Annotated in this window: 28 protein-coding genes; 18 read left to right on the top strand and 10 right to left on the bottom strand. The window is 69.3% G+C overall.

Going from position 1 to position 25,662, the window contains the following annotated elements; all coding sequences use genetic code 11:
- Positions 1-62: 62 nt before the first annotated feature.
- The 4 genes from lysS to ACFWQC_RS10260 all read left to right on the top strand — a co-directional run bounded on the left by lysS (position 63) and on the right by ACFWQC_RS10260 (position 5,136).
- On the top strand, positions 63-1,580 hold the full coding sequence (gene lysS / locus ACFWQC_RS10275; RefSeq protein ID WP_378676716.1) for a lysine--tRNA ligase: 1,518 nt from the start codon (positions 63-65) through the stop codon (positions 1,578-1,580).
- Positions 1,581-1,672: 92 nt separating this feature from the next.
- Positions 1,673-2,653, top strand: coding sequence for a helix-turn-helix domain-containing protein (locus tag ACFWQC_RS10270; protein ID WP_378676713.1), 981 nt, complete (start codon positions 1,673-1,675; stop codon positions 2,651-2,653).
- Between the two features lie 157 nt (positions 2,654-2,810).
- The gene (locus tag ACFWQC_RS10265; protein WP_378676710.1) at positions 2,811-4,109 is read left to right on the top strand and encodes an adenylosuccinate synthase; all 1,299 of its coding nucleotides are present in this window, start codon (positions 2,811-2,813) and stop codon (positions 4,107-4,109) included.
- Between the two features lie 199 nt (positions 4,110-4,308).
- Positions 4,309-5,136 carry a hypothetical protein gene (locus ACFWQC_RS10260; protein ID WP_378676707.1) on the top strand — a complete coding sequence of 276 codons (828 nt, stop codon included), beginning with the start codon at positions 4,309-4,311 and terminating at the stop codon, positions 5,134-5,136.
- Positions 5,137-5,140: 4 nt separating this feature from the next.
- Here the strand turns inward: ACFWQC_RS10260 and ACFWQC_RS10255 are convergent, their stop codons facing one another.
- From ACFWQC_RS10255 to ACFWQC_RS10245, 3 genes are read right to left on the bottom strand one after another with little or no spacing between them, the layout of a single operon-like run.
- Positions 5,141-5,425, bottom strand: a complete 285-nt coding sequence (locus ACFWQC_RS10255) for a hypothetical protein (protein WP_378676704.1) — start codon at positions 5,423-5,425, stop codon at positions 5,141-5,143.
- A 51-nt stretch (positions 5,426-5,476) separates the two neighbouring features.
- Positions 5,477-6,763 (bottom strand): phosphoribosylamine--glycine ligase, encoded by a 1,287-nt coding sequence (gene purD, locus ACFWQC_RS10250; protein ID WP_378676701.1) that lies wholly within the window; start codon positions 6,761-6,763, stop codon positions 5,477-5,479.
- 25 nt (positions 6,764-6,788) lie between these two features.
- A complete protein-coding gene (locus ACFWQC_RS10245) occupies positions 6,789-8,003 on the bottom strand; it encodes a DUF4032 domain-containing protein (RefSeq protein WP_378676698.1) in 1,215 nt (404 codons plus the stop codon).
- A 39-nt stretch (positions 8,004-8,042) separates the two neighbouring features.
- On the opposite strand from ACFWQC_RS10245, the gene purB reads away from it, so the two are divergent.
- The 3 genes from purB to ACFWQC_RS10230 are packed head-to-tail and all read left to right on the top strand — an operon-like array spanning position 8,043 to position 10,319.
- Complete coding sequence (purB, locus tag ACFWQC_RS10240; protein WP_378676771.1) at positions 8,043-9,473, top strand: adenylosuccinate lyase; 1,431 nt, start codon at positions 8,043-8,045, stop codon at positions 9,471-9,473.
- Entirely contained in the window at positions 9,470-9,883 is a 414-nt protein-coding gene (locus tag ACFWQC_RS10235; protein WP_378676769.1) for an NUDIX domain-containing protein, read from the top strand. The genes purB and ACFWQC_RS10235 overlap by 4 nt, the downstream gene beginning before the upstream one ends.
- Positions 9,884-9,923: 40 nt before the next feature.
- Positions 9,924-10,319, top strand: a complete 396-nt coding sequence (locus ACFWQC_RS10230; RefSeq protein ID WP_378676695.1) for an oxygenase MpaB family protein — start codon at positions 9,924-9,926, stop codon at positions 10,317-10,319.
- Here ACFWQC_RS10230 and ACFWQC_RS10225 read toward each other — a convergent pair.
- On the bottom strand, positions 10,306-10,623 hold the full coding sequence (locus ACFWQC_RS10225) for an antibiotic biosynthesis monooxygenase (protein WP_160026672.1): 318 nt from the start codon (positions 10,621-10,623) through the stop codon (positions 10,306-10,308). The genes ACFWQC_RS10230 and ACFWQC_RS10225 overlap by 14 nt on opposite strands.
- Before the next feature lie 57 nt (positions 10,624-10,680).
- Between ACFWQC_RS10225 and ACFWQC_RS10220 the strand changes: the two genes are divergently transcribed.
- The gene (locus ACFWQC_RS10220; protein ID WP_378676692.1) at positions 10,681-11,259 is read left to right on the top strand and encodes an antibiotic biosynthesis monooxygenase; all 579 of its coding nucleotides are present in this window, start codon (positions 10,681-10,683) and stop codon (positions 11,257-11,259) included.
- Here ACFWQC_RS10220 and ACFWQC_RS10215 read toward each other — a convergent pair.
- Positions 11,256-11,588, bottom strand: coding sequence for an ArsR/SmtB family transcription factor (locus ACFWQC_RS10215; RefSeq protein ID WP_378676690.1), 333 nt, complete (start codon positions 11,586-11,588; stop codon positions 11,256-11,258). The genes ACFWQC_RS10220 and ACFWQC_RS10215 overlap by 4 nt on opposite strands.
- An 84-nt stretch (positions 11,589-11,672) precedes the next feature.
- On the opposite strand from ACFWQC_RS10215, the gene ACFWQC_RS10210 reads away from it, so the two are divergent.
- Positions 11,673-12,881 carry an MFS transporter gene (locus ACFWQC_RS10210; protein ID WP_378676688.1) on the top strand — a complete coding sequence of 403 codons (1,209 nt, stop codon included), beginning with the start codon at positions 11,673-11,675 and terminating at the stop codon, positions 12,879-12,881.
- A 16-nt stretch (positions 12,882-12,897) separates the two neighbouring features.
- On the opposite strand, the gene ACFWQC_RS10205 is transcribed toward ACFWQC_RS10210, so the two are convergent.
- Positions 12,898-13,497 (bottom strand): nucleoside deaminase, encoded by a 600-nt coding sequence (locus tag ACFWQC_RS10205; RefSeq protein WP_378676685.1) that lies wholly within the window; start codon positions 13,495-13,497, stop codon positions 12,898-12,900.
- Positions 13,497-14,093: a hypothetical protein gene (locus tag ACFWQC_RS10200; protein WP_378676683.1), complete on the bottom strand. Its 597-nt coding sequence runs from the start codon at positions 14,091-14,093 to the stop codon at positions 13,497-13,499. The genes ACFWQC_RS10205 and ACFWQC_RS10200 overlap by 1 nt, the downstream gene beginning before the upstream one ends.
- A 132-nt stretch (positions 14,094-14,225) precedes the next feature.
- Between ACFWQC_RS10200 and ACFWQC_RS10195 the strand changes: the two genes are divergently transcribed.
- Both ACFWQC_RS10195 and ACFWQC_RS10190 read left to right on the top strand, forming a co-directional pair.
- Positions 14,226-15,134 (top strand): phosphoribosylaminoimidazolesuccinocarboxamide synthase, encoded by a 909-nt coding sequence (locus tag ACFWQC_RS10195; protein WP_378676680.1) that lies wholly within the window; start codon positions 14,226-14,228, stop codon positions 15,132-15,134.
- 117 nt (positions 15,135-15,251) lie between these two features.
- A complete protein-coding gene (locus ACFWQC_RS10190; protein WP_378676677.1) occupies positions 15,252-16,814 on the top strand; it encodes a long-chain fatty acid--CoA ligase in 1,563 nt (520 codons plus the stop codon).
- Positions 16,815-16,882: 68 nt separating this feature from the next.
- Here the strand turns inward: ACFWQC_RS10190 and ACFWQC_RS10185 are convergent, their stop codons facing one another.
- Both ACFWQC_RS10185 and ACFWQC_RS10180 read right to left on the bottom strand, forming a co-directional pair.
- A complete protein-coding gene (locus tag ACFWQC_RS10185) occupies positions 16,883-17,506 on the bottom strand; it encodes a hypothetical protein (protein ID WP_378676674.1) in 624 nt (207 codons plus the stop codon).
- A 141-nt stretch (positions 17,507-17,647) separates the two neighbouring features.
- Positions 17,648-18,892 carry an MFS transporter gene (locus tag ACFWQC_RS10180; RefSeq protein WP_378676671.1) on the bottom strand — a complete coding sequence of 415 codons (1,245 nt, stop codon included), beginning with the start codon at positions 18,890-18,892 and terminating at the stop codon, positions 17,648-17,650.
- 80 nt (positions 18,893-18,972) lie between these two features.
- Here ACFWQC_RS10180 and purS point away from each other — a divergent pair, with 80 nt between their 5' ends.
- Positions 18,973-19,224: a phosphoribosylformylglycinamidine synthase subunit PurS gene (gene purS, locus ACFWQC_RS10175; protein WP_179659934.1), complete on the top strand. Its 252-nt coding sequence runs from the start codon at positions 18,973-18,975 to the stop codon at positions 19,222-19,224.
- Positions 19,221-19,889, top strand: coding sequence for a phosphoribosylformylglycinamidine synthase subunit PurQ (purQ, locus tag ACFWQC_RS10170; protein ID WP_378676667.1), 669 nt, complete (start codon positions 19,221-19,223; stop codon positions 19,887-19,889). Before purS ends, purQ begins: the two co-directional genes overlap by 4 nt.
- A gap of 73 nt (positions 19,890-19,962) precedes the next feature.
- On the opposite strand, the gene ACFWQC_RS10165 is transcribed toward purQ, so the two are convergent.
- On the bottom strand, positions 19,963-21,405 hold the full coding sequence (locus ACFWQC_RS10165) for an MFS transporter (RefSeq protein ID WP_378676664.1): 1,443 nt from the start codon (positions 21,403-21,405) through the stop codon (positions 19,963-19,965).
- A 187-nt stretch (positions 21,406-21,592) separates the two neighbouring features.
- Here ACFWQC_RS10165 and ACFWQC_RS10160 point away from each other — a divergent pair, with 187 nt between their 5' ends.
- The 5 genes from ACFWQC_RS10160 to ACFWQC_RS10140 all read left to right on the top strand — a co-directional run bounded on the left by ACFWQC_RS10160 (position 21,593) and on the right by ACFWQC_RS10140 (position 25,615).
- Positions 21,593-22,144 (top strand): TetR/AcrR family transcriptional regulator, encoded by a 552-nt coding sequence (locus ACFWQC_RS10160; protein WP_355019622.1) that lies wholly within the window; start codon positions 21,593-21,595, stop codon positions 22,142-22,144.
- A gap of 24 nt (positions 22,145-22,168) precedes the next feature.
- Complete coding sequence (locus ACFWQC_RS10155; RefSeq protein ID WP_355019621.1) at positions 22,169-22,675, top strand: general stress protein; 507 nt, start codon at positions 22,169-22,171, stop codon at positions 22,673-22,675.
- Positions 22,676-22,777: 102 nt separating this feature from the next.
- Entirely contained in the window at positions 22,778-23,197 is a 420-nt protein-coding gene (locus ACFWQC_RS10150; RefSeq protein WP_378676659.1) for a hypothetical protein, read from the top strand.
- An 11-nt stretch (positions 23,198-23,208) separates the two neighbouring features.
- Positions 23,209-25,014: a M91 family zinc metallopeptidase gene (locus ACFWQC_RS10145; RefSeq protein WP_378676656.1), complete on the top strand. Its 1,806-nt coding sequence runs from the start codon at positions 23,209-23,211 to the stop codon at positions 25,012-25,014.
- A gap of 4 nt (positions 25,015-25,018) precedes the next feature.
- Positions 25,019-25,615, top strand: a complete 597-nt coding sequence (locus ACFWQC_RS10140; protein WP_378676654.1) for a hypothetical protein — start codon at positions 25,019-25,021, stop codon at positions 25,613-25,615.
- Positions 25,616-25,662 lie beyond the last annotated feature (47 nt).

The following is a 25,662-nucleotide window of genomic DNA, read 5'->3' as shown; positions in this document are numbered from 1 at the left end:
TCAACTCCTGGCCGGGCCCTTCCGAATCGCGTCGGACCAGCGATTTCGCCTAGCCTTGCCCTGTGACTGAGCAGACCACCAACGCCGCTGCACCGGACCTCGACGAGCCCAGCTTCGATGAGCAGAGCCTGGTTCGGCGCGAGAAGCGTGAGCGCCTGCTGGCCGAGGGCAAGAAGGCGTACGCCATCGGGGTCGGCCGCACCCACACGCTCGCCGAGGTGCGCGAGGCCTACGAGGGCAAGCTCGAGGCCGGTGACGAGACCCAGGACGTGGTCACCGTCGCCGGTCGGGTCATGTTCGTCCGCAACACCGGCAAGCTCGCGTTCGCGACGCTGCAGGAGGGCATCGGCACCCGGCTCCAGGTGATGCTCTCGCTCGCCGAGGTGGGGGAGGAGTCGCTCGCGGAGTGGAAGAGCCTGGTCGACCTCGGTGACCACGTCGCCGTGACCGGCCGGGTGATCTCCTCGCGGCGCGGCGAGCTCTCGATCATGGCCTCGAGCTGGGAGATGGCGTCCAAGGCGCTGCGGCCGCTGCCGGTGCTCCACAAGGACCTCTCCGAGGAGGCCCGGGTCCGGCAGCGCTACGCCGACCTGATCGTGCGCCAGGAGGCGCGCGACATGGTGCGTACGCGGGCGAAGATCACCCAGGCGATCCGCCGCCGTCTCGAGGACGACGGCTACCTCGAGGTCGAGACGCCGGTCCTGCAGCTCATCCACGGTGGTGCGCACGCACGGCCGTTCAACACCCACATGAACGCGTTCGACCAGCCGATGACCCTGCGCATCGCGCTCGAGCTCAACCTCAAGAAGGCGGTCGTCGGCGGCGTCGACAAGGTCTACGAGATCGGCCGGATCTTCCGCAACGAGGGCGTCGACTCCACGCACAGCCCCGAGTTCACGATGATCGAGGCCTACCAGGCCTACGGCGACCAGTTCACGATCGCCGAGGAGATGCGGCAGATGTACCTGGCCGCCGCCGATGCGGTGGGCTCGCGCCAGGTGGAGACGGACGCTGGCGTCATCGACCTCGACGGCGAGTGGAAGTGGCTGCCGGTCTACGAGGGTGTCTCCGAGGCCGTCGGTGTCGAGGTCACCCCCGACACCGACGTCGAAACGCTGAGGGCGCTCGCCGACAAGCACGACGTCGAGCTCGACCCGGCCTGGGGCGCCGACAAGATCGTCATGGAGCTGTGCGGCGAGCTGGTGGAGCCCCACCTGATCCAGCCGACCTTCCTGTGCGACTTCCCGGCGATCGCCCAGCCGCTGGCGCGGATCAACGACGAGGAGCCGGGCAAGGTCCTCGCCTGGGACCTGATCATCGGCGGTGTCGAGCGCGGCACCGGGTTCACCGAGCTGATCGACCCGGTCGTGCAGCGCGAGGTGCTCACCGCCCAGTCCCTCCTCGCCGCCGGCGGCGACCCCGAGGCGATGCAGCTCGACGAGGACTTCCTGCGGGCGCTGGAGTACGGCGCCCCGCCGATGGGTGGTCTCGGGCTCGGCCTGGACCGGGCGATCATGCTCTTCACCGGTGCCGGGATCCGCGAAACGATCCTCTTCCCGCTGCTCAAGCCTGAGGCCTGAGGCGGCGGGGCGAGCTTGCTCGCACCGCCGACTCGAGATCCAGCTTTCGTGTGACGCCGATCCGAGCGCTTGGTGAGACTAAAGTGCCGGGCATGGAGAACGGCCGGTCGGAAACGTTGATGACCGCGCTCGGGTTCGACCCGGGCGCGGCGCAGCTCTACAGCCGCCTCCTTCCGCTGACCGGGTGGCCGTGCATGGTGGTGGCGGCGACGCTGTCCACCTCCGAGGAGGAGCTGAAGGAGGAGGCCGCGCCCCTGGTCGAGAGCGGAGTCATCAGCTGCGGTGAGACGTTGACCGTGCTCAGCCCGACGGCGGTGGTCGCCCACATGCTGGAGCGGGCCGCGACCAGGGCCCAGGACGCCCACGACCATCTGCTGAAGATCTCCCAGTCGGTCCCGTACGTCGCGGGCACCGCCGCGCGGCTCCCGGCCTCGATCGGCGAGGAGCACCCGATCGAGGGCGAGGTGATCGCGACCGAGTTCACGCCGGAGACCTTCGAGCGGCTGGTCTCGGCAACCTCGGGCGACATGATGTGGCTGCGCCCGGCGGTGACCGTGCATCCCTCGGAGATGCGGTTCATCTCGGTCATCGAGTCCACGATCAAGTCCGGTCGCCGGTGTCGCGGGATCTACCCGGTGGCGGCGCTGAAGCACTCACCCGACGTGCTGCGGATGCGGGTCGAGATCGGTGAGGAGATCCGGATCCTGCCGCGCGTCGGCACCCACCTGATGGTGGTCGGCAGCACGCACGCGATGTTCCCGGACCCGCTCGGCCCGGTGGAGCAGCCGATGATCAACGTACGCCAGCGGGGCATCGTCGAGGTGGTGACCAGCTACTTCGAGGAGCTGTGGCGCCGGGCCCTCCCGGCTGCCGAGCTCGAGGACCTGCCGAACGCCGAGCGCCGCCTCTTGCTGGCCGAGCTGGCCAGCGGAGCCCAGGACGAGCAGATCGCCCGGCGGCTGGGGGTCTCGCTGCGTACGGTCCGGCGACGGGTCGCCGAACTGCTCGAGGAGCTCGGCGCGACCTCACGGTTCGAGGCGGGCGTGGAGGCCGCCCGGCGAGCCTGGCTGTGACGTACGCGCCTGAATTTGCTAGCGTGTGGTCGCAAGAGCCCTGGTCTTGCCAGGGTTTTTTGCATTTGTAGATGGATCCAACACACACGAGATATTGGTGCGTTGAGCAGCCGGGCACGCCCGGAGGGACTCCGTCCGGAGCGAAGGAGCGACACACATGCCCGCGATCACGATCATCGGTGCCCAATGGGGCGACGAAGGCAAGGGCAAGGCGACCGACCTGCTCGGTGAGCACGTCGACTACGTCGTCAAGTTCAACGGCGGCAACAACGCCGGCCACACCGTCGTCATTCGCCAGGAGGACGGGACGAGCGAGAAGTACGCTCTCCACCTGCTGCCCAGCGGCATCCTGACCGCCGGCGTGACGCCGGTGATCGGCAACGGCGTGGTCGTCGACCTCGCGGTCCTCTTCGAGGAGCTGACCGGTCTGGAGGCGCGCGGCGTCGACATCTCCAAGCTGAAGCTGTCCGCCAGCGCCCACGTCATCGCCGACTACAACCGCCAGCTCGACAAGGTCACCGAGCGCTTCCTCGGCTCGCGCAAGATCGGCACCACCGGCCGCGGGATCGGGCCCACCTACGCCGACAAGGTCAACCGCATCGGCATCCGCGTCCAGGACCTCTTCGACGAGTCGATCCTGCGGGGCAAGGTCGAGGGTGCCCTGGAGCTGAAGAACCAGCTGCTCTCGAAGGTCTACAACCGTCGTGGATTCACCGTCGACGCGGTCGTCGAGGATCTGCTGTCCTACGCGGACCGGATCGCGCCGATGGTCTGCGACACCGGCCTGCTGCTCAACCAGGCGCTCGACCGGGGCGAGACCGTGCTGCTCGAGGGCGGCCAGGCGACCCTGCTCGACGTCGACCACGGCACCTACCCGTTCGTGACCTCCTCCAATGCCACCTCGGGCGGCGCCTGCACCGGCTCCGGCATCCCGCCGACCCGGATCGACCGGGTCGTCGCGATCGTGAAGGCCTACACCACCCGTGTGGGCGAGGGGCCGTTCCCGACCGAGCTCTTCGACGCGTCGGGCGACTACCTGCGCGACAACGGCCACGAGTTCGGCACGACCACCGGACGCCCGCGCCGCTGTGGTTGGTACGACGCGGTCATCGCCCGCTACGCCGCTCGCGTCAACGGTGTCACCGACTTCGTCCTGACCAAGCTCGACGTGCTCGACGGCCTCGAGGAGATCCCGGTGTGCGTGGCGTACGACGTCGACGGTGTCCGCCACGACGAGATGCCGGTCAACCAGTCAGACTTCCACCACGCCAAGCCCATCTTCGAGATGCTGCCGGGCTGGAAGGAAGACATCTCGGGCGCGCGGTCGTTCGCCGACCTGCCGGCCAACGCTCAGGCGTACGTGAAGTACGTCGAGGAGATCTCCGGCGCCCCCATGTCGGTCATCGGCGTCGGCCCGGCCCGCGACGAGACCGTCATCATCAACTCACTCACGTGAGGTTGTGAAGCTGAGAGTGACCTATAGGCCACTCTCAGCTTCACAACTCCTGGTTATCCACAACCTCCACCCTTTGTCGTTGCCATGCGGCGCCGGGTGGGTTGGGGTTGCAGGCATGGGGAGTGGAGCTGGACGCTGGCGAAGCGTTGCTGACGAGCAGTGTGGACTGATCACTCGCGCGCAGTTGGCCGAGGCGGGCATGACCCGATGGAGCGTGACGCACAGGATCGAGTCGGAACGGTGGCAGCTGCTGTCGCCGACCGTGATCGCGACGACGACCGGGGAACTCAGTGACGAGCAGCGGATCTGGCATGCGGTCCTGCACGCCGGTGACGGTGCGATGGCCGGAGGACTCACGGCGGCGACGCTCGCCGGTCTGAAGAACTGGCACCGGGACGAGATCACGATCCTTGTCCCGTACGCGCGAGGGCGGCCCGGCCCCCTCCCCGACGTTCGCTTCGTCAGGATCCGGCGATCGCTGCGTGATGTGGGATCACCACCTCGGTGTCGCATCGAGCCGGCGGTCCTCCTCTTCGCGGCCGCCGATCGGTCAGAGCGAACGGCTCAGGGGGTGCTCGCTGCTGTGGTCCAGCAGCAGCTGACCAACCCTGAGGATCTGCTCGAGTGGCTGGAGAGACTGGCTCCGCTGAGGCGCGCCGCGACGTTGCGGCGGGCTATCGAGGACATCGGGGGAGGGGCGCAGTCGCTGGCGGAGATGGACGTCAAACGCATGTGCCGGAGTTTCGGCTTGGCGAGACCCACGCGCCAGGTCAAGCGCAGGGATGCCGACGGATGGACCCGCTACACCGACTGCGAGTGGCAGCTCCCGGACGGACGCACTCTCGTGCTGGAGGTGGACGGCGGCTTCCACATGGAGGCCGAGCACTGGGAGGACGACCTGGCAAGGCAACGTGCCTTGACCGCGACCGACCGCGTCATCGTCAGATGCACAGCTCGCGAACTTCGTGACGAGCCGGAGCGGGTGGCTCGGGACCTGCTGGCGCTCGGAGTTCCTGTCGCGGCGTGAGAGGTCAGGTCACCGAACGGCGAATGGTGACCCGTCCGGCCTTCAGGTCGACCCCGCACGGCGGGTCATCGCCGTCGGGCGAGGGGACCACGTGACCGATGTTGTCCTGCTCCTCGAGGTCGCGCGCGGCGCGGGCGTTGCCGGGGTCGAAGACGTCGATGAAGTTGCCGAGGCCGTCGCCGATCCCGGCGGAGACGCCACGGCGCGAGGAGCGCAGGGCCTTGTTGCAGGCCGCGATGGTCAGGCCGAGCACGGCAACGACGGCGACGCCGAACACGACCCAGGTCATGGTCGGCAGAGTACGCCGATGCTCAAACCCGAGGCCACCGGTGGATTCGGGTTAGAGCAGCGAGGCGCCCTCGACGACTCCGAGCGGCTCGGCGGCGATGTCGGAGCGCCGCTGGAGGCCGTCGAAGGTGATCAGGTCGGCGGCTGCGTACGCCCGCGAGCGCGCGTCGTCGATGTCGTAGCCCTTGGCGCGGACCGCCAGGACGCGTCCTCCCGCGGTGACCAGGTGGCGGTGGGAAGGCTCCTCGGGGGTGGAGGCATCCACGATCGCCGTGCCGGCGTGGATCACGTCCACGTCGTTGATCGAGTTGGCGTTGCCGGCACCGGTGATGACGTCGCCCTTCGAGGACGACTCCGGGTAGCCGGCCGAGGCCAGCACGACGGTCACCGAGGCACCGTCGGAGAAGGTCGGCGCCTCGACCGTGTCCAGCGCACCCGTGGCCGCCGCGAGGAGCAGGTCGCCGAGGGAGGACTCCAGCAGAGCGAGGACCGGCTGGACGTCGGGGTCACCGAAGCGGCAGTTGAACTCGATCACCTTCGGACCCTTGGCGGTCAGCGAGAGCCCGACGTAGAGGCACCCGACGAACGGGGCGCCGCGCTTCTCCATCTCGACCAGGGTCGGCTGGACCACGGTCGTCAGCACGACGTCGGCCAGGTCCGGCTGCGCCCACGGCAGCGGCGAGTAGGCACCCATCCCACCGGTGTTGCCGCCCTTGCCGCCGTCGAAGATCCGCTTGAAGTCCTGCGCCGGCTGCAGCGCGTGGGCCCGTGTCCCGTCGCAGATCGCGAACAGCGAGACCTCGGGGCCGTCGAGGAACTCCTCGATGACGACCCGCTCGCACGCGGCCGCGTGGGCCAACGCCTCCTCGCGGTCACGCGTCACGACGACACCCTTGCCCGCGGCCAGAGCGTCGTCCTTGACGACGTACGGAGCGCCGAACTCGTCCAGCGCGGCGGCGGCCTCCTCGGGAGTGGTCGCCACGCGTGATCCCGCGGTCGGCACGCCGGCAACGGACATCACGTCCTTGGAGAACGCCTTCGACCCCTCGAGCTGAGCGGCAGCCTCCGACGGTCCGAAGACCGGGATCCCCGCCTCACGGACCGCGTCGGCCACCCCGGCCACCAGCGGCGCCTCGGGCCCGACGACGACCAGATCGGCGCCCAGCTCGCCGGCCAGGGAGGCGATCGCGGGACCGGACATGATGTCCACGTCCCGGAGCGTGGCGAACTCCGCGATCCCGGGGTTCCCGGGCGCGGCGTACACCTCGTTCCCTTCCTGGGAGAGCTTCAGAGCGAGCGCGTGCTCACGACCACCGGTGCCGACGACGAGGATCTTCACGTGGCCACCTTATGACGGGCCCGGCTCACTCCTCGCCGGGCGGGGTGACGGCCTCGTCGGGCCGGTGGGCGATGACGTCCTCGTAGTAGGACTCGGCGGCGTTGATGAGCTTGACCCACTCGCCGGCGAACTGGGAGAGCACCCAGCGGTGCTCGAGGATCTCGTGGAACATCTGCGCCGGGGTCAGCTTGGCGGCGGCGCCGGGCGGGCGCATCGCGACGATGGGCTCGTAGACCTCGCGCAGCCAGCGGCTCGCCGCGACCTCGATCGGCCGGTCACCGAGGTCGCGGGTGGCGCGGAAGGCGGAGATGTCGTTGAGGATCCGCCGTGCCTGGGCGTCCTGGACGTCCAGCCCGGTCAGCGTACGCAGCTCGCGACGGTGGTGGCCGAGCTCGACCACCCGCGGGCGGAGGGCGACGGTGGCGCCGTCCTCGCTGGTGGTGATGTCGAGCTCCTCGACGTCGAAGCCGAGGTCGTGGAGGCGCTCGATGCGCTGCTCGATGTGCCACATCTCCTCGGCGGAGAAGACCTGCTCCTCGGTGAGCTCACGCCACAGCGCGTCGTAGCGGCTCTGCAGCCGCTCGACGATCGCGTCGATCGGGAAGGCCTCCGGCAGGGACTCGCTCGCCTGCAGGTCGAGCAGCTCGCCGTAGATGTTCTGGTAGGCGACGTCGAGGTCGTACTCCCGCAGCCGGTCGGAGAGCTCAGGTTTCAGCTCCCCGGTCTCGGCATCGACCAGGTAGGCCGCGAACCCGTTCGCGTCGCGCACGAACAGGACGTTCGACAAGGACACGTCGCCCCAGTAGAAGCCGGCCAGGTGGAGGCGTACGAGCAGGACGACGAGGGCGTCGATCAGGCTGGGGAGCCGGTCGGCGGCCAGGCCCCGCTCGAACAGCGCGCGGTAGGGGAGCGAGTAGGTGAGGTGCTCGGTCATCAGTGCGGCGCCGAGGTCGTTGCCGTCGCGGTCCTTGCGCCCCGTGACGACGCTCTTGGCGACCACGGTCGGCAGGCCGAGGCGCTGCAGCTCGCGCAGCATGTCGTACTCGCGCCGGGCGATGTCGGCCTGGGTCTCCTTGACCGCGTAGATGTTGTTGCGCACCCGCACGATGCGTACGACATGACGACTCAGCCCGCGGGCCAGCGGCACCACGACATCATCCGGCCACTCCTCCAGGGGGAGTGACCAGGGCAGGGTGTAGATCGCCGGATCGGGCCGGCTGGCGAGGATGCGCAGGGCCATACCGCCACGTTAGTGGGGGTGGGCATGGAGCATGGGAGAATATCCGCCGTGACTGTGGTGCCCAACGTTCTCGCCAACCGCTATGCCGCGGCCGACCTCGCCGGGATCTGGAGTCCCGAGCACAAGATCGTCCTGGAGCGTCAGCTCTGGATCGCGGTGCTCAAGGCCCAGAAGGATCTCGGCATCGACGTCCCCGACGGGGTGGTGGAGGCGTACGAGAAGGTTGTCGAGGACGTCGACCTCGACTCGATCGCCGCCCGCGAGCGGGTCACCCGCCACGACGTGAAAGCGCGGATCGAGGAGTTCGCCGCGCTGGCCGGTCACGAGCACATCCACAAGGGCATGACCTCGCGGGACCTCACTGAGAACGTCGAGCAGCTCCAGGTCCTCTCGAGCCTGAAGGTGATCCGTGACCGCGCCGTCGCGACGCTGGCCCGCCTGGCGCGGCTCGCGGCCGAGCACGAGACGACCGTCATGGCCGGCCGTTCGCACAACGTCGCTGCCCAGGCGACGACGCTCGGCAAGCGGTTCGCGACCGTCGCCGACGAGATGCTGGTCGGCCTCCAGCGGGTCGAGGAGCTCATCGCCCGCTACCCGCTGCGCGGTATCAAGGGCCCGATGGGCACGGCGCAGGACATGCTCGACCTGCTCGACGGTGACGCCGGCAAGCTGGCCGCGCTCGAGGAGCGGGTCGCGGCCCACCTCGGCTTCGAGAACGTCTTCACCAGCGTCGGTCAGGTCTACCCCCGCTCCCTCGACTTCGACGCCGTCTCGGCGCTGGTCCAGCTGGTCTCCGGCCCCTCCAACCTCTCGACCACGATCCGGCTGATGGCCGGCAACGAGCTGGTCACCGAGGGCTTCAAGGAGGGCCAGGTCGGCTCCTCCGCGATGCCCCACAAGATGAACTCGCGCTCCACCGAGCGGGTAAACGGCCTCTCGGTCGTGCTCCGCGGCTACCTCTCGATGATCTCCGAGCTGGCCGGCGACCAGTGGAACGAGGGCGACGTCTCCGACTCCGTCGTGCGCCGCGTCGCGCTCCCGGACGCGTTCTTCGCCGCCGACGGCCTCTTCCAGACCTTCCTGACCGTGCTCGACGAGTTCGGCGCCTTCCCGGCCGTGATCCAGCGCGAGCTCGACCGCTACCTGCCGTTCCTGGCGACCACCAAGGTCCTGATGGCCGCCGTCCGCAACGGTGTCGGCCGCGAGGAGGCCCACGAGGCGATCAAGGAGGCCGCCGTCGGCACCGCGCTCTCGATGCGCAAGGGGCAGGCCGAGAACGACGTCTTCGCCAAGCTGGGCGCCGACTCCCGTCTTGGTCTGACCGAGGACCAGATCCAGTCGCTGGTCGCCGAGCCGATCGAGTTCACCGGTGCCGCCGTCGCGCAGGTCCAGGAGGTCGTACGCCGGGTGGAGGCCGTCACCGCCCGCCACCCCGAGGCTGCCGCCTACATGCCGGGAGAGATCCTCTGAGCCCGGACGCCGGACCGGTCATCACCGTCGCGGCCGTCGTCTTCCGAGACGCTGACGGGCGGATGCTGACCGTCCGCAAGAACGGCACCGCGAAGTTCATGCTCCCCGGCGGAAAGCTGGAGCCGGGGGAGTCGGCCGCGGCGGCGGCGGTCCGTGAGGTGGCGGAGGAGCTCGGCGTACGGCTTCGGGTCGAGGACCTGGCGCTGCTCGGCGAGTTCGAGGCGGACGCCGCCAACGAGCCGGGCCACCTGGTGCGCTCGACGGTCTTCACCTGGGCCGGCAAGGTCGCGCCGGACGCCGCTGCCGAGATCGCGGAGCTGCGCTGGGCGACGCTCACCGAGATCACCGACGGAGCCGACTTCGCCCCGCTGACCAGGGAGTACGTCGTCCCCGCCCTCGAGCCCGCCTGAACCCTCGCGGCCGGCCGCGGCGCGGTGTCAGACTGGCGGTGTGCCCGGGTACTTCGCCGCCGACTCGATGGTCGTCCGTGCCATCCGTCAGCGGGTCGTCGGACTGAGCTGGGGCCAGCGGGCGCTGGTGATCGGCGGCCTGCACCCACGGCTCTTCGTCGGCACCGCGCAGCACACGGTGCACCGGGCGACGCCGTACACGCGGCTCGCGCTGACCGCTCGGCTGATGGAGGCGGTCTTCCTCGGCACCGAGGAGGAGGCCGACCGGGCACTCGCGTTTCACGGCGAGGCGGCACGTGCCCGTCGCGGGGACGATGGAGGTCCCCGGCGGCCACGCGCATCCCGAGGGGTCGCCCTACTCGGCCGCCGACCCCGGGCTGATGTGGTGGACGGCGGCGTTCGCGCTCGACTCCGTTCCGAGGTCAGGCCGGCTTGACGTCCAGCACGACCTCGAACTCCAGCAGGTCGGCGCCGGTGGCGACCGGCTTGCGCGGCGCCTCGCCCGGCGGGGTCGCGTGCGCGGCCCGGGCATCCCCGTCGCGCCAGGCCGCGAAGGACTCCTCGGAGTCCCAGTGGGTGACGACGAAGTAGCGATCGTCGCCGGCAACCGGGCGCAGCAGCTGGAAGCCGAGGAACCCCGGCGATTTCTCGACCGCCCCGGCACGCGCCGCGAAACGCTTCTCGAGCTCCGCGCCCGCCTCGGCCGGAACCTGGATTGCATTGATCTTCACCACAGACATGCCGCAAACCTATGCGAGGGCTGGGGAAGCGGCGTACGTGCCTGCGACCATGACGGCATGTCCGATCCCGTAACCGTGACCATCGCTCGTCGAGTCTCCGTGGAGCGCCGCGACGAGATGGTCGCCTGGATGCAGGCGGGGATCCGGCTGGCCAGCGAGTTCCCCGGCTTCCTCGGAGCGGGCTGGGTGCGGCCGTCACCGGACTCCGACCAGTGGCACCTGCTCTACCGTTTCGACTCCCACGCGACCTTGGGACGCTGGGACAACAGCCGCCAGCGCGGCTGGTGGCTGGGCGCGGGCGAGCCGTTCGTGGAGGAGACCACGGTCGAGCGGCGCACCGGGATCGAGGGATGGTTCGACCCGCCGAGCACGTACGACGTCGAGCAGGTCTCCGGGGTCGCCTCGCCACCGCCGCGGTGGAAGCAGACGATCACGATCTTCCTGATGTTCTTCCCGGTCAGCCTGCTCGCCAACTGGGCGCTCGGGCCGTTCCTCGCCGACTGGGCCCTACCGCTGAAGGTGCTCGGGGTGATGGTCGTGACGCTGCCGTTCATGACGTACTTCGGACTGCCGTGGATCACCCGCAACATGGAGTGGTTCCTGCACGGCCGCCCGGCGCCCTGGCGCCGCAGCTAGGACTTCGGGGTGCCGTTCTCGGCGGAGAGCACGGCGTCGAGGAGCCCGGGGAACCGGGCGTCGAGATCCTCGCGACGCAGCGAGAGGCGCCGGGCGCGGCCGTTGGCCTCGTTGCGGACCACGCCCGCCGTCCGCAGCACCTTCATCAGGTGCGACTTCGTCGACTTCGGCACATCCGGGTTGCTCAGGTGGCACTCCGCCATGTCGAGAGGTCCGTCGACCAGCTGACGGGCGATCGCCAGACGCTCGGGGTCGCTGAGCGCGAAGAGCACGGTCGTCAGTGAGAGCTCCGACCGATCAGGATGCGGGAGGTCCGGGGAAGAACTCATGGTTCGATAATAGTTGCACAGTCAGCGGAAGGCACGTACTCTCCTAAAAGGTTCGAAATAGTTCGAACGATGGATGGAGTGGTGATGTCGGTAGAGACGGTGGGCGCGACGACGATGGACGCCGTCGCCGGGCGGCGACTCGGCGCGGGGGTGGCCCTGGTGGCGGTCGTGCTGATGATGGCCGGGGCCAGCGCGCCCTCGCCCTTCTATCCCGACCTCCAGGTGGGCCTCGGGCTCGAGCCCTGGGTGATGACGGCCGTCTTCGCCGTCTACGCGGTGGCCCTGCTGGGCACCCTGCTCGTCTTCGGCTCCGTCTCCGACCACGTCGGCCGGCGTCCGGTGGTGACCATCGGGTTCCTCCTGCTGGCGGCCAGCTTCGCGCTCTTCCAAGGCGCCGACACCGCCGCCGTCCTCTTCGAGGCGCGGCTCCTGCAGGGGGTCGCGAGCGGACTGCTGCTCTCGACGCTCTCGGCCGCCATCGCAGACTTCGAGCGGCCATCGCGGCCGGGCTCCGCGGCGGTGGTCAACGCCGTCGCTCCGATGGTCGGACTAGCGATCGGCGCCATCGTCGCCGGCGTGGTCCTGCAGGTGGCGGCGGACGCGCAGCTCATCGTGTTCGACGCCCTCGTCGTGCTCTCCCTCCTCCTCGCGGCCGGCGTGTGGCTGGTCCCCGAGACCGCGCCCCGTCACGAAGGTCTGCTCGCCTCGCTGCGTCCGCGGATCGCTGTCCCGCCGGCCATCCGGGGCCTGCTCAGCCGCAGCGCCCCGGCGATCTTCGCGGGCTGGGCGACCGGTGGGCTCTTCCTCTCCCTCGGCGCCGCGATCGTACGCACCGAGCTGGGCGCCAGCAGTCATGTCCTCCAGGGGCTGGCGATCGGTGCCCTCGCCGGGTCCGGGGCGGTGGCGGCGTACCTGTTCCGGAACCGCTCGGCCCGGGCGACGACGCTCTACGGCACGGCCGCGCTGGCCGGCGGCACGGTGCTGAGCCTGCTCGCCCTCCCGACCGGCTCGGCGGCGGCGTACCTCGTTGCCGTGGTCGTCGCGGGCTCGGGCTTCGGGACCGCCTTCTTCGGCATCCTGCGCTCGATCATGCCGCTGCTGCCTGCGCACGAGCGGGCGGAGGTCTTCGCGGTGATCTTCATCGTGTCCTACCTCGCATTCGGCATCCCGGCGGTCATCGCCGGGCTGCTGACGCCGCAGATCGGTCTCACGACCACGACCTATGTCTACGGCTCCGTCGTCGCGGTGTTCTCAGCCGTGGCCGGCCTGCTGCGCTGGCGCAGCGGGGACTGACTTGAACCGGCCCGGGTCAGGGGTGCGCGATCGCGCCGCCGCCCTTCCTCTCCTGGTACGTCGCCGAGAGCTCGTCGTAGGTCCGGGTGATCCGGGCGAGCTGGTCGGGGTCGGCGAGCGGGCCGAGCCCGCTGCTCACGAAGTAGGCGTTGGTGCGGTTGTAGAGGTCTCGCCCCGGGGCGACCTCGTCGCGGTCGGGGTCGGGGACGGCGTAGACGCCCTTCAGGATCGCCAGGTCGTAGGGGATCGCGAAGGAGTCGGCCGAGTCCTGGTGGCTGAAGAGATAGGCGAACTCGGGAAACCCTGACCAGGCGATCCCCGACAGGCACAGCGAGCACGGCTCGTGGGTCGCCAGCAGCAGGCAGTCGGCGGGAGCCGGGCGGTCCTCGGCCGGCAGCTCGAAGAAGCGCTTGATCGCATGGATCTCGCCGTGCCACAGCGGGTTCTCGGTCTCGTTGTTGGTCTCGGCGACCACCGTCGAGAGGTCCGCGCGGCGCACGATCGCGGCGCCGAAGATCTTGTTGCCCGCTTCCACGCCGGCACGGGTCAGCGGGACGATCTCCTGCTCGATCACGTCCAGCAGGCGGCGTACGTCCGCCTCGTCGGTCAGGTCCATCAGACCAGCGCCTCGCCGCCGTGGGTGGCGAGCTTGCGGGCGACCTCGGCGAGGTCGGCGCGCCAGATCTCCTCGGGGCCGGGCGGGAGGATGTCGTCCCAGTCGGGCGAGAAGCTGCCGCGTACGGAGAGCAGGTCCTTCGGACGAGCCAGGAACCACATGTGCAGGTGCTCGGCACCGTCGCCGATCCGCATCGCGTGACACCGGGCGATGTTGGGCAGGCTCTCCACGATCCTGGCGAGCCGCACCGTGAGGACCCCGAACTCGGCCGCCTGGTGCTCGTCGAGGTCGGGCAGGTCGTAGTGCTCGAGCGGCTCCAGGATCAGCACCAGCGGCAGCCCGGACTGCTTCAGGTGCTTCACCCGCCAGCTCTCGTCCTGCCAGATCACGCCCGGCAGGTCGGTGCCGCACAGGTTGCAGTCCACCCCGTCCTCGCCGCTGCGCGGCTCCTCGGGAGCCGGGGGAGCGAGTGGCTTGGGGGCGATCTCGCCATCGCGTACGACCCACGGGAAGACGTCCCACTCGGTCACGCTCGGTGCGGGCAGGTCACCGCCGGCCTGGACGCGGGCATAGATCTGATCAGCTGTCTCGGCCATGGCTCGAACGATGCCACAGCGGGCGGAGATGTAACACGCTGTTCGTAGGACTACCCGGTCGTTCCCTTGGGGCGAGTAGTCCTACGAACGACGTGTTACATCCCGCGGCCGCCCATCTCTTAGGCTGATCCCGTGGCTGAACTCAACATCCCGCCGGCGCCGGCGATCCCGGGCGCGAAGCACCTCCACTCCGGCAAGGTGCGCGACCTCTACGAGCTGGAGGAAGGTCCGTACGCCGGCCAGCTCCTGATGGTCGCCAGCGACCGCATCTCGGCCTTCGACCATGTCTTCGACACGGTCATCCCGGACAAGGGCGAGATCCTCACCCGGCTGTCGCTGTGGTGGTTCGAGCAGTTCGAGGACCTGGTGCCGACCCACGTCCTCTCGACCGAGGTCCCCGCGGCCGTCGAAGGTCGGGCGGTGGTCGCTCAGAAGCTCCACATGCTGCCCGTCGAGTGCGTCGCACGCGGCTACCTGACCGGGTCGGGCCTGCGCGAGTACGAGGCCACCGGCGAGGTCTGCGGCATCCGGCTGCCGGCCGGTCTGGTCGACGGCTCCCGGCTCACCCCGCCGATCTTCACCCCGGCCACGAAGGCGGAGCTCGGCGACCACGACGAGAACGTCACCTACGAATACATCTCCAAGCTGATCGGCGAGGACGACGCCGCCGCGGTGCGCCGGCTGACCCTGGCGGTCTACCAGCGCGCCGACGAGATCGCCCGCGGCTGCGGCCTCATCCTGGCCGACACGAAGTTCGAGTTCGGCGTACGCCAGGACGACCTGGGCATCCGCACGATCGTCCTCGCCGACGAGGTGCTCACCCCGGACTCCTCCCGCTACTGGGACGCGAGCCAGTGGCACCCCGGTGCCGCGATCCCCAGCTTCGACAAGGACGTCATCCGGCGCTGGCTGCTCTCGCCCGAGTCCGGCTGGGACCGCGCCGCCGGTGGCCCTCCGCCGGAGCTGCCCGAGGAGATCGTCGCGCGCACGCGGGCGAAGTACGTCGAGGCGTACGAGAAGCTCACCGGCCACCGCTTCTGATCGGCCCCCCAGACAAGTTTCAGGGACACGTGTCGCAGTAAAAATCGAGACCGTGTTCCGCGAGAAGCTACGCACGGGTAGGTTGTGACGCGTAACACGCACACCACTGGAGGCCATGTGTCCACGTACAACCTCGCTTCGCTGCTCGAAGACTCCGCGGCGAACCATCCCGAGCGCACAGCGATCGTGCTGGGAGACATCCGTCTGAACTACGCCCAGATCAACGGTGCCGCCAACCAGGTCGCGAACCTGCTGGCGAGCAAGGGCATCGGCGCGGGCGACCGGGTCGCCCTGATGAGCCCGAACCTGCCCTACTTCACGATGGTCTACTTCGGCATCCTCAAGGCCGGCGCCACCGTCGTGCCGCTCAACGTGCTGCTCAAGGGGCGCGAGGTGGCCTACCACCTCAAGGACTCCGACGCGAAGGCGCTCTTCGCCTTCGAGGGCACGCCGGAGCTCGCCATCGGCGCCGAGGCGCACGCCGGCGCGCAGGAGGCCGGGGTCGAGAACATCTTCCTGATCACCGCCGACCCGACCGCCGCGTCGCCGATAGAGGGCGTGACCACGCTCGGCCAGGGCATCGGGACCCAGCCGCCGACCTTCGAGACCGTGGCCACCGAGGAGGACGACACCGCGGTCATCCTCTACACCTCCGGCACCACGGGCCAGCCCAAGGGCGCCGAGCTGCGTCACCGCAACATGCGCGACAACGCGCTGGCCGGCGCGGACCTCTTCGGTGCCTCGGTCGAGCGGCCCGACACCTATCTCGCCGTGCTGCCCCTCTTCCACGCCTTCGGCCAGACCGTGGTGCAGAACGGCGCGATCGCCTTCGGCGGCACCGTCGTGCTGCTGCCCCGCTTCGACGCCGCGGCCGCGTTGGCGACGATGCTCAAGGAGAGCGTCACTTTCTTCGCCGGCGTACCGACGATGTACTGGGGCCTGCTCGGTGCTCTCACCGAGGACACCGACGTGGACACCCTCGCCAAGAACCTGCGCGTCGCCGCCGCCGGCGGCTCGGCCCTCCCGGTCGAGATCCACAAGGAGTTCGAGAAGCGCTTCGGGGTCACCATCCTCGAGGGCTACGGCCTCTCCGAGACCTCCCCGGTGGCTTCGTTCTCGCTCTACGGCCAGCCGGTGCGCCCGGGCTCGATCGGCGTACCGATCCCCGGTGTCGAGATGCGCCTGATCGACCCGGCCTCCTGGGACGACATCGAGTGGACCCCCGACGCGATCGGTGAGATCGCGATCAAGGGCCACAACATCTTCAAGGGCTACTACAACCGTCCCGAGGCCACCTCCGAGGTGCTCACCTCGGAGGGCTGGTTCCGGTCGGGTGACCTCGCCAAGCGCGACGAGGACGGCTGGTACTACATCGTCGACCGCGCCAAGGAGCTCATCATCCGCGGCGGCTTCAACGTCTACCCGCGTGAGATCGAAGAGGTCCTGCTGACCCATCCTTCGGTTTCTCTCGCTGCGGTGATCGGCGTCCCGCACGACTCCCACGGTGAGGAGATCAAGGCGGTCCTCGTGCTCAAGCCCGGCGCCTCCGCGACCTCCGAGGAGATCGTCGCCTGGTCGAAGGAGCAGATGGCCGCCTACAAGTACCCGCGCATCGTCGAGATCGTCGAAGCCCTCCCGATGACCGCCACCGGCAAGATCCTCAAGCGCGAGCTCAAGTAGCCCTTCTCGTGCGCCGCCAGGTGCTGTAGCGCGAAGATCGCAGTCACCTGGTGGCTGCGATCTTCGCGCTACGGCGTGATGTGATCGTTGCGATCCACGCCGAGCGCGTCGAGAGCCGCCTCTACGGCTGCGATCCGCCCGGCTCGGTCCGCTGGGATGAGCTCGACGGAAGCGTGACCGTCGGTGACCCGGATGCCCAGGAGCGTGCGGTCTAGGTGAGGGAGCCGTTCGACCTCGACCTGGAGAGCGCTCGATCTCCGGTCGAGGACCCACCTCGGCTCCGTGTCGCCCGTACCCCAGACCTCTATGAGACCAGGGCGGACACCGAGAGCGATCGCCGCGCCGTTGTTGAGGCCGACCAGGTTCACTCCCAGCGCCCGCGCGTGATCCCTGGTGCCTTTCGACGCGAACCCTGTGACGACGTCGGCATCAGGATGGGCCGCGAGAATTCGTTCGGCCAGGACGCGCCGGCGGCGGTTCATCATCGGCAGGACCAGGGCGATCACGATTGCGATCAGGGCCCAGGACACAGCCACGGTCACCAGGACGTCGATGGCTTGGCCTTCGGCGCCGAAGGCCCGGACCAGCAGCGCGGCAGCAAGTGGCGTGACACCGAGCGCGACCTTTGCCAGATGACTTCGTCGCTCTGCGCGTTTGCTGAGCAGGTGGTGTCGTGCGCGTGGCGCGGTCATCGGGAACCTCCCAGGTTTCTGGTGGAAGCGGATTCTCGCGTGCTGGGACGCGGAGGGCCATGGATTTTGGGATCACCGGCAGCCACGCACGGCGAAATGCGATGAGGCAGGCAACCCTGAGCCACAGTCGTCGGGCGGCGGTCACCCGATGGGCCGCTCGCTCCGCGACGGTGTACGGAAGGCGAGCATCGGCCGGGAGGTGGCGCCGACGGCGGCCAGGGCGAGCAGGCAGGTGATGCCCCCGCTGACCAGGGCGAACGAGCCCGAGGTGAGCTGGGCGACGGCGCCGCCGCGAAGGTTGCCGACCTCCGGCCCGCCGGCGCCGACGATCATCTCGATCGCGGCGGTCCGGCCGCGCAGGTCGTCGGGCACGGCGAGCTGGATCAGCGTGCCGCGGGTGACGACGCTGACCGAGTCGGCGGCTCCGGCGACGGCGAGCAGGGCGAGGCACAGCCAGGGTGAGGTGACCAGCCCGACGGCGCCGAGGCTGACGCCCCACACGGCAGCAGCGCCGATCGTGATGACGCCGGGCCGGCTGCGTCGGGTGAACGAACCGGAGAAGAGCGAGGCCGTCACGCCGCCGACCGCGATCGCGGTCAGGAACAGCCCGAGGGTGCGCGGGTCGCCGCCGAACCGGGCCTCGTTGATCAGCGGAAACAGGCTCACGGGCATGGCCAGGACGGTGGCCGCCAGGTCGACGAGGAGCACGCCGCGTACGACCGGCTGGGTGGCCGCGAAGCGCAAGCCATCGAGAACTCCGCCGCCGCTCGTCCTCGTCGCCGGCGCGAGAGCCGGGAGGCCGACGACCCCGAGGAACCCGGCGGCGAAGGAGGCCGCGTCGACGGCGTACGCGATCTCGAGGCCGGCGTAGCCGATGATCAGCCCGCCGATCGCCGGGCCGAGGAGCATCGATCCCTGAAAGCTCAGCCGGTTGAGGGCGAGCCCTGCCGCGACCTGGTCGCTGGCGAGGAGCCGCGGGATAACGCCCATGCTCGCGGGGGCGGCGACCGAGCCCGCGGCCGCCATCAGCGCGACCAGCATCAGGACGAGCCCGAGCGAGGACGGCGAGGTGCCCAGCCAGAGGGCCTGCGCCATCAGCAGCAGTGCCAGCACGAGCTGGGTGAGGGTGGTGACCAGCAGGATCGAGCGCCGGTCCGCGCGGTCCGCCACCGCGCCGCCCCAGAGCCCGATCGTGAGCATCGGGACGAGCTGCGCGAGCGCGACGCTGCCGGACCAGAACGGGCTGTGGGTCGCCTCCCAGACCTGGTACATCACCGCGACCACCGAGATCTGCCCACCCAGCCCCGACACCGCCCGCCCGATGAAGAAACGGCGGAAAGCAGGAGACGTACGCAACGGGGTGATGTCGATCAGCAGATGGCGCACGAGGAGCGATCGTAAAGACCGGGCAGGGAGGGGTGCCAACGGTTTAGGTGAGCGGCGTATAGCCCACCTAGACTGCAGCCATGCCTCGCGTTGTCGTCGACGTCATGCCCAAGCCCGAGATTCTCGACCCGCAGGGGAAAGCCGTACTCGGCGCCCTGCCGCGGCTCGGGTTCACCGGGGTCACCGAGGTCCGTCAGGGCAAGCGGTTCGAGCTGGAGATCCCTGAGGTCACCGACGACGCGCTCGCGCAGATCGAGAAGCTCGCCGAGACCTTCCTGGCCAACACGGTGATCGAGAACTTCGTCGTGCGCGTGGAAGAGCCCGCCAAGTGAAGATCGGCGTCATCACCTTCCCGGGCACGCTCGACGACGTCGACGCGCAGCGCGCCGTCCGTGTCGGCGGCAACGAGGCCGTTGCGCTGTGGCACGGCGACCACGACCTGCAGGGCGTCGACGCGGTGATCCTGCCGGGCGGCTTCTCCTACGGCGACTACCTGCGCTGCGGTGCCATCTCCCGCTTCGCGCCGATCATGACTGAGGTCATCGAGGGGGCCCAGAAGGGCCTTCCGGTGCTCGGCATCTGCAACGGCTTCCAGATGCTCGTCGAGTCCCACCTGCTCCCCGGCGGCCTGCTTCGCAACGACCACCTCAAGTTCATCTGCCGCGACCAGAAGCTGCGCATCGAGAACGCCTCGACCGCCTGGACCTCCGCGTTCACCCAGGACCAGGAGATCGTGGTCCCGCTGAAGAACGGCGAGGGGCAGTACGTAGCCGACGCCGACACCATCAAGCGGCTCGAGGGCGAGGGCCGCGTCGTCGCGCGCTACCTCGACGTGAACCCCAACGGCTCGGTCAACGACATCGCCGGTATCACCAACGAGGCCGGCAACGTCGTCGGCCTGATGCCCCACCCCGAGCACGCCGTGGAGACCCTCACCGGCTCCGGCACGGACGGGCTCGGCTTCTTCACCTCACTGGCCGAGAAGGCCTTCGCCTGACCCAGGTGTACGAATCGGCCCGGCTCGCGCTTGCGAGCCGGGCCGATCTAGTTCGGGTGACGGAGGAACACACTCACTTCGCGCTGGGTGCTACCTGCCCGGTGGCGTACGAGCTCATCCCGGAGGGTCGCCGGAGCACCACGCTCAGCGAGGCGATGATGCCGAGCGCGCCCAGAGCGGCCGCGGCGTAGAAGGCCTCGCGCATCCCGGGTACGACCTCGCCCGGGGTGCCGTTGGCGACGTAGACCGATGCGATCACGGCCAGGCCGATCGAGCCGCCGAGCTGCTGCATGGTCTGCACCAGGCCCGAGGCCGAGCCGGCGTGGGCGGCGTCGACGCCCTCCAGGCCGAGAGCCGTGGTGGAGGTGAAGACGAGCGAGGCGAAGGCGCCGTTGAGCAGGAACGGAGCCAGGACGGCGCCGGCGTACGTGCTGGTCTCCGAGAGTGTGCTCAGCCACAGGAATGACACGGTGAGGCCGGTGGCACCCAGGACCAGCACCCGCGACATCCCGATCCGGGCCGCGATCCGAGGCGCCACCCGCGACATCGCGAAGATCATCAGGGTGAGCGGCAGGAACGCCAGCCCGGAGGCGAGCGGCCCCATGCCCAGCACTCCCTGTAGGTAGATCACGGTCAGGTAGAACGTCGCGAACTGAGCCCCGACCAGGCCGACCGCGGCGATGAACGCGGCGACGCGGCGGTGGCTGTTGAAGAGGTGGAGCTGCAGCAGCGGGTGGGCGACGCGGCGCTCGGTGAGCACGAGGGCGACCAGCAGGAGCAGGCCGACCGCGATCCCGCCGAGGGTGCGCGCGGAGGTCCAGCCGTGCTCCGGGGCGCCGATCAGCGACCAGACGATCGCGGCCGCACCACCGGTGGCGGTCACGGCGCCGACGATGTCGAAGCGCCCCGGTCGCGGGGCCGTCTCGGCGACGAGGCGGCCGACGAGGGCGAGCACGACGAGCCCGATCGGTACGTTGATGAACAGCGTCCAGCGCCACGACGCGATGTCGGTCAGGATGCCGCCGAGGATCAGCCCGATCGAGGCACCGCTGGAGGAGACGGCTGAGAAGAGCGCGATCGCCCGGGCGCGGCCGGCCTCGTCCTTCGCCGACGTGGTCAGCAGGGCGAGCACCTGAGGCGCGGCGATCGCGGCACCGAAGCCCTGCAGGGCGCGGGCGATGACGAGCAGTTCGTCGGTCGGTGCGAACCCGCCGGCCAGGGAGAAGAGGGTGAAGACGGAGAGGCCGGCGACGAACATGCGCCGCCTGCCGAAGACGTCGCCGAGGCGACCGCCGAGCAGCAGCAGGCCGCCGAAGGCGAGGGTGTAGCCGTTGAGCACCCAGGTGAGTGCCGCCGGGGTGAACTCGAGGTCGTCGGCGATCCGGGGGAGTGCGACGTTCACGACCGCCGCGTCGAGCACGATCATCAGCTGAGCGACCAGGACCAGGGCGATCCCGGCGCCGGCGGCGGCCTTGGTGGCCGCGGGTGGCTTGGGTGGTGCCACGGTGGATGTCATTCAAGAGCTCCTGTTGGAGACGGAAGAGGAGTACAGTGAAGCGGAGGAAGTCTCCGCTTGATTGGAACACTACCGGAGAGTGTCTCCGTTTAGCAACGCCTTTTGACCGAGTGCAGTGCTGATGTGGCGGAGGCTGCTGTTAACGTGAGGCCTCCGCAGCCCTGCGGGAGCCACTGAGGAGGTCCGGATGAGAGCCGACGCGCAGCGCAACCGCGAGCGGCTGATCGAGGTCGCCCATGTGGTGTTCAAGGAGCGCGGTCTCGACGCACCTCTCGACGAGGTGGCTCGGCGTGCGGGCGTCGGCCCCGGCACCCTCTACCGCCATTTCCCCACGCGCGAGGCGCTCCACGAGGCGATCATGGCGACCTGGATCGAGGAGGTCTCCGCCCACGTCGAGAAGGCGATGGCGACCGAGGGCGGGTGCCGGGAGAAGCTCCTCGCCTGGTTTGAGGAGTACGTCTCGCTGCTGACCCGTCACCAGGGCGCGGCCGCCAAGATCACCGCCTCGCTCGGCTGCCAGGACTCCCCGCTGCGCACCAAGTGCCAGACCTACGCCGACGCCAACGAGAGCGTCCTGACGGAGATGGCCGAGCACGGCGCGCTGCGCGAGGGTGTCGACAACCTCGACGTGTGCCGCCTCCTCGGCGGCGTCGCGACCATGGCCGACCACTCCTCGCTCGAGCCCAAGGACGTACGTCCCATGCTCGATGTCATCGCGAACGGCGTCCTCAAGAACTGACCTCTGCTGGGGCACACTGGGGCTATGTCCTTCACCTCGCCGGTCAACGGCCCGCAGAGCCCGTTGAAGCTGGAGTTTCCCCAGTCGCTCGCGACCTATGACGACTACGCCGCCGCGCAGAAGACGGTCGACTTCCTCGCCGACAAGGAGTTCCCGGTCGAGAACTGCATGATCGTCGGCACCGAGCTGAAACAGATCGAGCGGATCACCGGCCGGCTCACCTGGAGCAAGGTCGCCCTCGCCGGGGTCCTCTCCGGTGCCTGGCTCGGCGTCTTCGTCGGCCTGATCATGTCGCTCTTCAGCAACGAGAACTTCCTCTTCGTCCTGCTCTCGACGGTGCTCCTCGGCATCGTCTTCGGCCTCATCTGGTCGCTGATCGGCTACGCCGCCACCCGCGGCACCCGCGACTTCTCGAGCGTCAAGGTCATCGTGCCGACGAAGTACGAGGTCCTCGTCGAGCACAAGGTCGCCGCCCGTGCCCGCGAGCTCCTCGCCGACCTCCCCGGCGCCCTCCCCAACCCGTTCTCCTGACAGGCCGCCACCCGCCAGCGTCTCGGATGGTGAGATAGGCGCGGCGTTCGCGTGTAGTCACGCGTGTTCCGGGGAAGAACTCCGTTGGAGAAGGAGGCCCCGATGTCATCTCAGATCAACGTACGTCCCGACGAGCTCGTCAAGCTCGCCGACCGCTGCATCGACTGGGCGATGGACCTGACCGGCGCGACCACGGACAACGCCGGCGCACTCGTGGTCGCCTCACGGGATGCCGGCAACACCCAGGGCGGCTATGACACCACGGCTGCCCACGGGCCGCTGGTCGAGGCCGCGTCCAGCGCGCTCGAGTCGTTCGCCGCCGTCTTCGAAGCGGACGCCGACGCCCTCATGCTGTGCGCGTTCGACATCTCCGCGACCGACGAGGAGGTCGCCCGGGCCGCCCAGTCCAGCAACTCGCTGGAGCCGGGTCCGACGCCGCGGCCGCCGGAGCCGACGCCGGGGCCGCCGCCGCCCTCGCCCACTCCGAGCCCGTCTCCGGGCCCGTCCCCGACCCCGCGCTGAGAGGCATCGAGATGTCCGAAGGCACCTGGAAGCTGTGGGACGACGCGTCGTCGATCGACGACGCGTCGCGTGGCTGGACCACGATCGCCAAGGCGCTCGACAGCGTCACCGAGTCGTTCATCAGCGGCTCCAAGAACGTGGTGGCCGACTGGGAGGGCCAGACGGCCGAGTCCTACGAAGGGCATCGCAAGACGCTCCTGACCGACCTCGACAAGGCGCGTGACCTCGCCGACAAGGCCGCCTCGGCGACGGCTCGGATCGCCGGCACCGTACGCATCGCCCAAGGTCACCTCGACCAGTCCTGGGCGACGGTCGCGCACATCCCGCACCAGGGCAGTCCCTCGGGCGACATCCGGTTTCAGCCCGAGACCCCCGAGGACAGCAAGCTGGTCACCGACGCCATCGCGCGTGCCTCCGAGATCCGGACCGGCCTCGACCGCGACCTCAACGCCGACCGACAGGTGCTTGTCGACACCACCGCCGCCTGGCAGGGCCTGTCGACGAGCATGGCGGCGATCGCCGAGTCCGGACAGGACCCGTTCCACCTCCCCGCCGATGTCGACGCGGTCGGCATGATCAACGTCGACGGAAAGACCTACATCAACACCGGCAGCGGCGACGACGTGGTCACGGTCGGGATCAACCCGTTGACCGGAAGGCAGGTCGTCACCGTCAACGGTCAGATGTACGACGTACCTCCCGGCAACGAGATCGTGATCCGCGCCGGCGAGGGCAACGACGAGATCAACGTCCCGCAGGGCACCAACGTCAACCTCACGCTGCTCGGCGGCAGAGGTGACGACCGGCTCAACGGCGGCAGCGGGAGCGACCGCATTCTCGGTGGCCAGGACCGCGACCACATCTTCGCCGGCGACGGCGACGACCGGGTCTCGGGCGGCACCGACCGCGACTACATCGACGCCCAGGGCGGCAACGACCTCGTCACCGGAGCGGGCGGCGATGACACCGTCTACGGCATGGCCGGAAACGACCGGATCAGCGGTGGTCGCGGCCAGGACTACCTCGAAGGCGCCGATGGCGATGACCTGCTCGTCGGCGGCGACGGCAACGACATCGCCTCCGGCGGTGACGACAACGACCGGATCCACGGTGGCGCCGGCGACGACGTGACGTACGCCGGGCGGGGGACCGACACCACCTACGGTGGCTCGGGTGACGACAAGGCCCACAGCGAGTCCGGCGACACCGACGAGGACGTCGAGCAGCACGTGACGGTCCAGATCACCGAGGTCCCGGAGTGGATCAAGATCGAAGGTTCGCCCGAGTTCGTCGCCCGCACCCGCGCCGACCTCGAGATGCTGGCCGCGTCGCCGACGGGCCAGCAGATGCTCGCCGCGCTGGACCGGAGACATGACGACTCGGGTGTGTTCGGGATCGGTCAGGAGAACCTGACCATCCGCGAGTACGTCCCTGAGCCTGGTGAGGCTCCGAACAGCTCGGCGTCCAACGGGCCGATGGGCGGCAACGAGATCGAGTACATGCCGGACATCGACACGATGAACACCGGCAACCGTGCTCCTCAGACTCCCGTCGACGGCCCGCCGGTTGCGGTGCTCTACCACGAGATGGCGCACGTCTACGACTACATGCACGACACGCTCGAGCCCGGTGAGTATCACGGTGACGACCCCGAGAACCAGGGGACCAACAACCGTGAGCGCGAGGCTGCCGGTCTTCCCGTCGATCACGACAACGACCCCAGCACTCCGGAGCAGATCGACCCGGACCACCCGTACGTCTACACCGAGAACGGGCTCCGCGACGAGATGGGAGCTCCGCACCGTGACCACTACTAGGTTGATGCTCCTCGCATCGCTGCTGACGGCGGGAGCTCTGGTGATGAGCGGCTGCGCGAAGGTGCCGGAGGGGGAGCGCGAGATCGAGGGTGTCCGGTTTGAGTCGGAGATCGCCCAGACGGGCGGAGCACTCGAGGTCAGCTATCGGGTGGTCAACGACGCGGACACCGACGTCTACGTGATCGACTCGGTGCCGACGTACGTCAACAGGGCGCTGCAGGCGGCGTCAGCAGACACCGTCTACGTCCTGGGCAGCGGCGGGAGCCGGGCTGAGATCAGCAAGCGGGTCTTCGCGCTGCCGGACGACAAGTCGTTCGCGCAGATGCCGGCGGTCGGTTGGGTCAAGCTGGCGGCGGGCGAGGAGCTGAAGCGGGACGTACGCGTGCCGTTGCCGCTCGAGGAATACCGACCGTTCGACGACGACTCCGTCCCGGGGCTTCCCGACCCGGTCGAGGAGGTCATCTTCTGCGTCGGTGTTCTCGACCTCCGCGACCTCTACCCCAAGGGCGTCCCGGCCGAGGTGACCGGTCTCGCCCACTCCGACTCGGCCGCGGAGTCCCAGCAGATCCTTTGCTCGGACCCTGAACCTGTGGAGTTGTGAAGTTGAGAGTGGCCTATAGGTCACTCTCAACCAGTATCTTATACACA

It is taken from the genome of Nocardioides sp. NPDC058538, assembly GCF_042719275.1.
In the GTDB taxonomy this organism is placed as follows: Bacteria; Actinomycetota; Actinomycetes; order Propionibacteriales; family Nocardioidaceae; genus Nocardioides.
Note: the sequence above shows the minus strand (reverse complement) of the source record. Positions and strands in the feature narration are given on the sequence as shown.

Coding starts and splice junctions, on each gene's coding strand:
- ACFWQC_RS10185 (WP_378676674.1), bottom strand. CDS start 17,506: ATGACCGCGCCACGCGCACGACACCACCTGCTCAGCAAACGCGCAGAG.
- ACFWQC_RS10200 (WP_378676683.1), bottom strand. CDS start 14,093: ATGGCCGAGACAGCTGATCAGATCTATGCCCGCGTCCAGGCCGGCGGT.
- ACFWQC_RS10210 (WP_378676688.1), top strand. CDS start 11,673: ATGTCGGTAGAGACGGTGGGCGCGACGACGATGGACGCCGTCGCCGGG.
- ACFWQC_RS10140 (WP_378676654.1), top strand. CDS start 25,019: ATGCTCCTCGCATCGCTGCTGACGGCGGGAGCTCTGGTGATGAGCGGC.
- ACFWQC_RS10150 (WP_378676659.1), top strand. CDS start 22,778: ATGTCATCTCAGATCAACGTACGTCCCGACGAGCTCGTCAAGCTCGCC.
- ACFWQC_RS10155 (WP_355019621.1), top strand. CDS start 22,169: ATGTCCTTCACCTCGCCGGTCAACGGCCCGCAGAGCCCGTTGAAGCTG.
- ACFWQC_RS10220 (WP_378676692.1), top strand. CDS start 10,681: ATGTCCGATCCCGTAACCGTGACCATCGCTCGTCGAGTCTCCGTGGAG.
- ACFWQC_RS10255 (WP_378676704.1), bottom strand. CDS start 5,425: ATGACCTGGGTCGTGTTCGGCGTCGCCGTCGTTGCCGTGCTCGGCCTG.
- purS (WP_179659934.1), top strand. CDS start 18,973: ATGCCTCGCGTTGTCGTCGACGTCATGCCCAAGCCCGAGATTCTCGAC.
- ACFWQC_RS10260 (WP_378676707.1), top strand. CDS start 4,309: ATGACCCGATGGAGCGTGACGCACAGGATCGAGTCGGAACGGTGGCAG.
- ACFWQC_RS10165 (WP_378676664.1), bottom strand. CDS start 21,405: ATGACATCCACCGTGGCACCACCCAAGCCACCCGCGGCCACCAAGGCC.
- ACFWQC_RS10225 (WP_160026672.1), bottom strand. CDS start 10,623: ATGTCTGTGGTGAAGATCAATGCAATCCAGGTTCCGGCCGAGGCGGGC.
- ACFWQC_RS10245 (WP_378676698.1), bottom strand. CDS start 8,003: ATGGCCCTGCGCATCCTCGCCAGCCGGCCCGATCCGGCGATCTACACC.
- ACFWQC_RS10215 (WP_378676690.1), bottom strand. CDS start 11,588: ATGAGTTCTTCCCCGGACCTCCCGCATCCTGATCGGTCGGAGCTCTCA.
- ACFWQC_RS10145 (WP_378676656.1), top strand. CDS start 23,209: ATGTCCGAAGGCACCTGGAAGCTGTGGGACGACGCGTCGTCGATCGAC.
- ACFWQC_RS10265 (WP_378676710.1), top strand. CDS start 2,811: ATGCCCGCGATCACGATCATCGGTGCCCAATGGGGCGACGAAGGCAAG.
- ACFWQC_RS10205 (WP_378676685.1), bottom strand. CDS start 13,497: ATGGACCTGACCGACGAGGCGGACGTACGCCGCCTGCTGGACGTGATC.
- ACFWQC_RS10160 (WP_355019622.1), top strand. CDS start 21,593: ATGAGAGCCGACGCGCAGCGCAACCGCGAGCGGCTGATCGAGGTCGCC.
- ACFWQC_RS10270 (WP_378676713.1), top strand. CDS start 1,673: ATGGAGAACGGCCGGTCGGAAACGTTGATGACCGCGCTCGGGTTCGAC.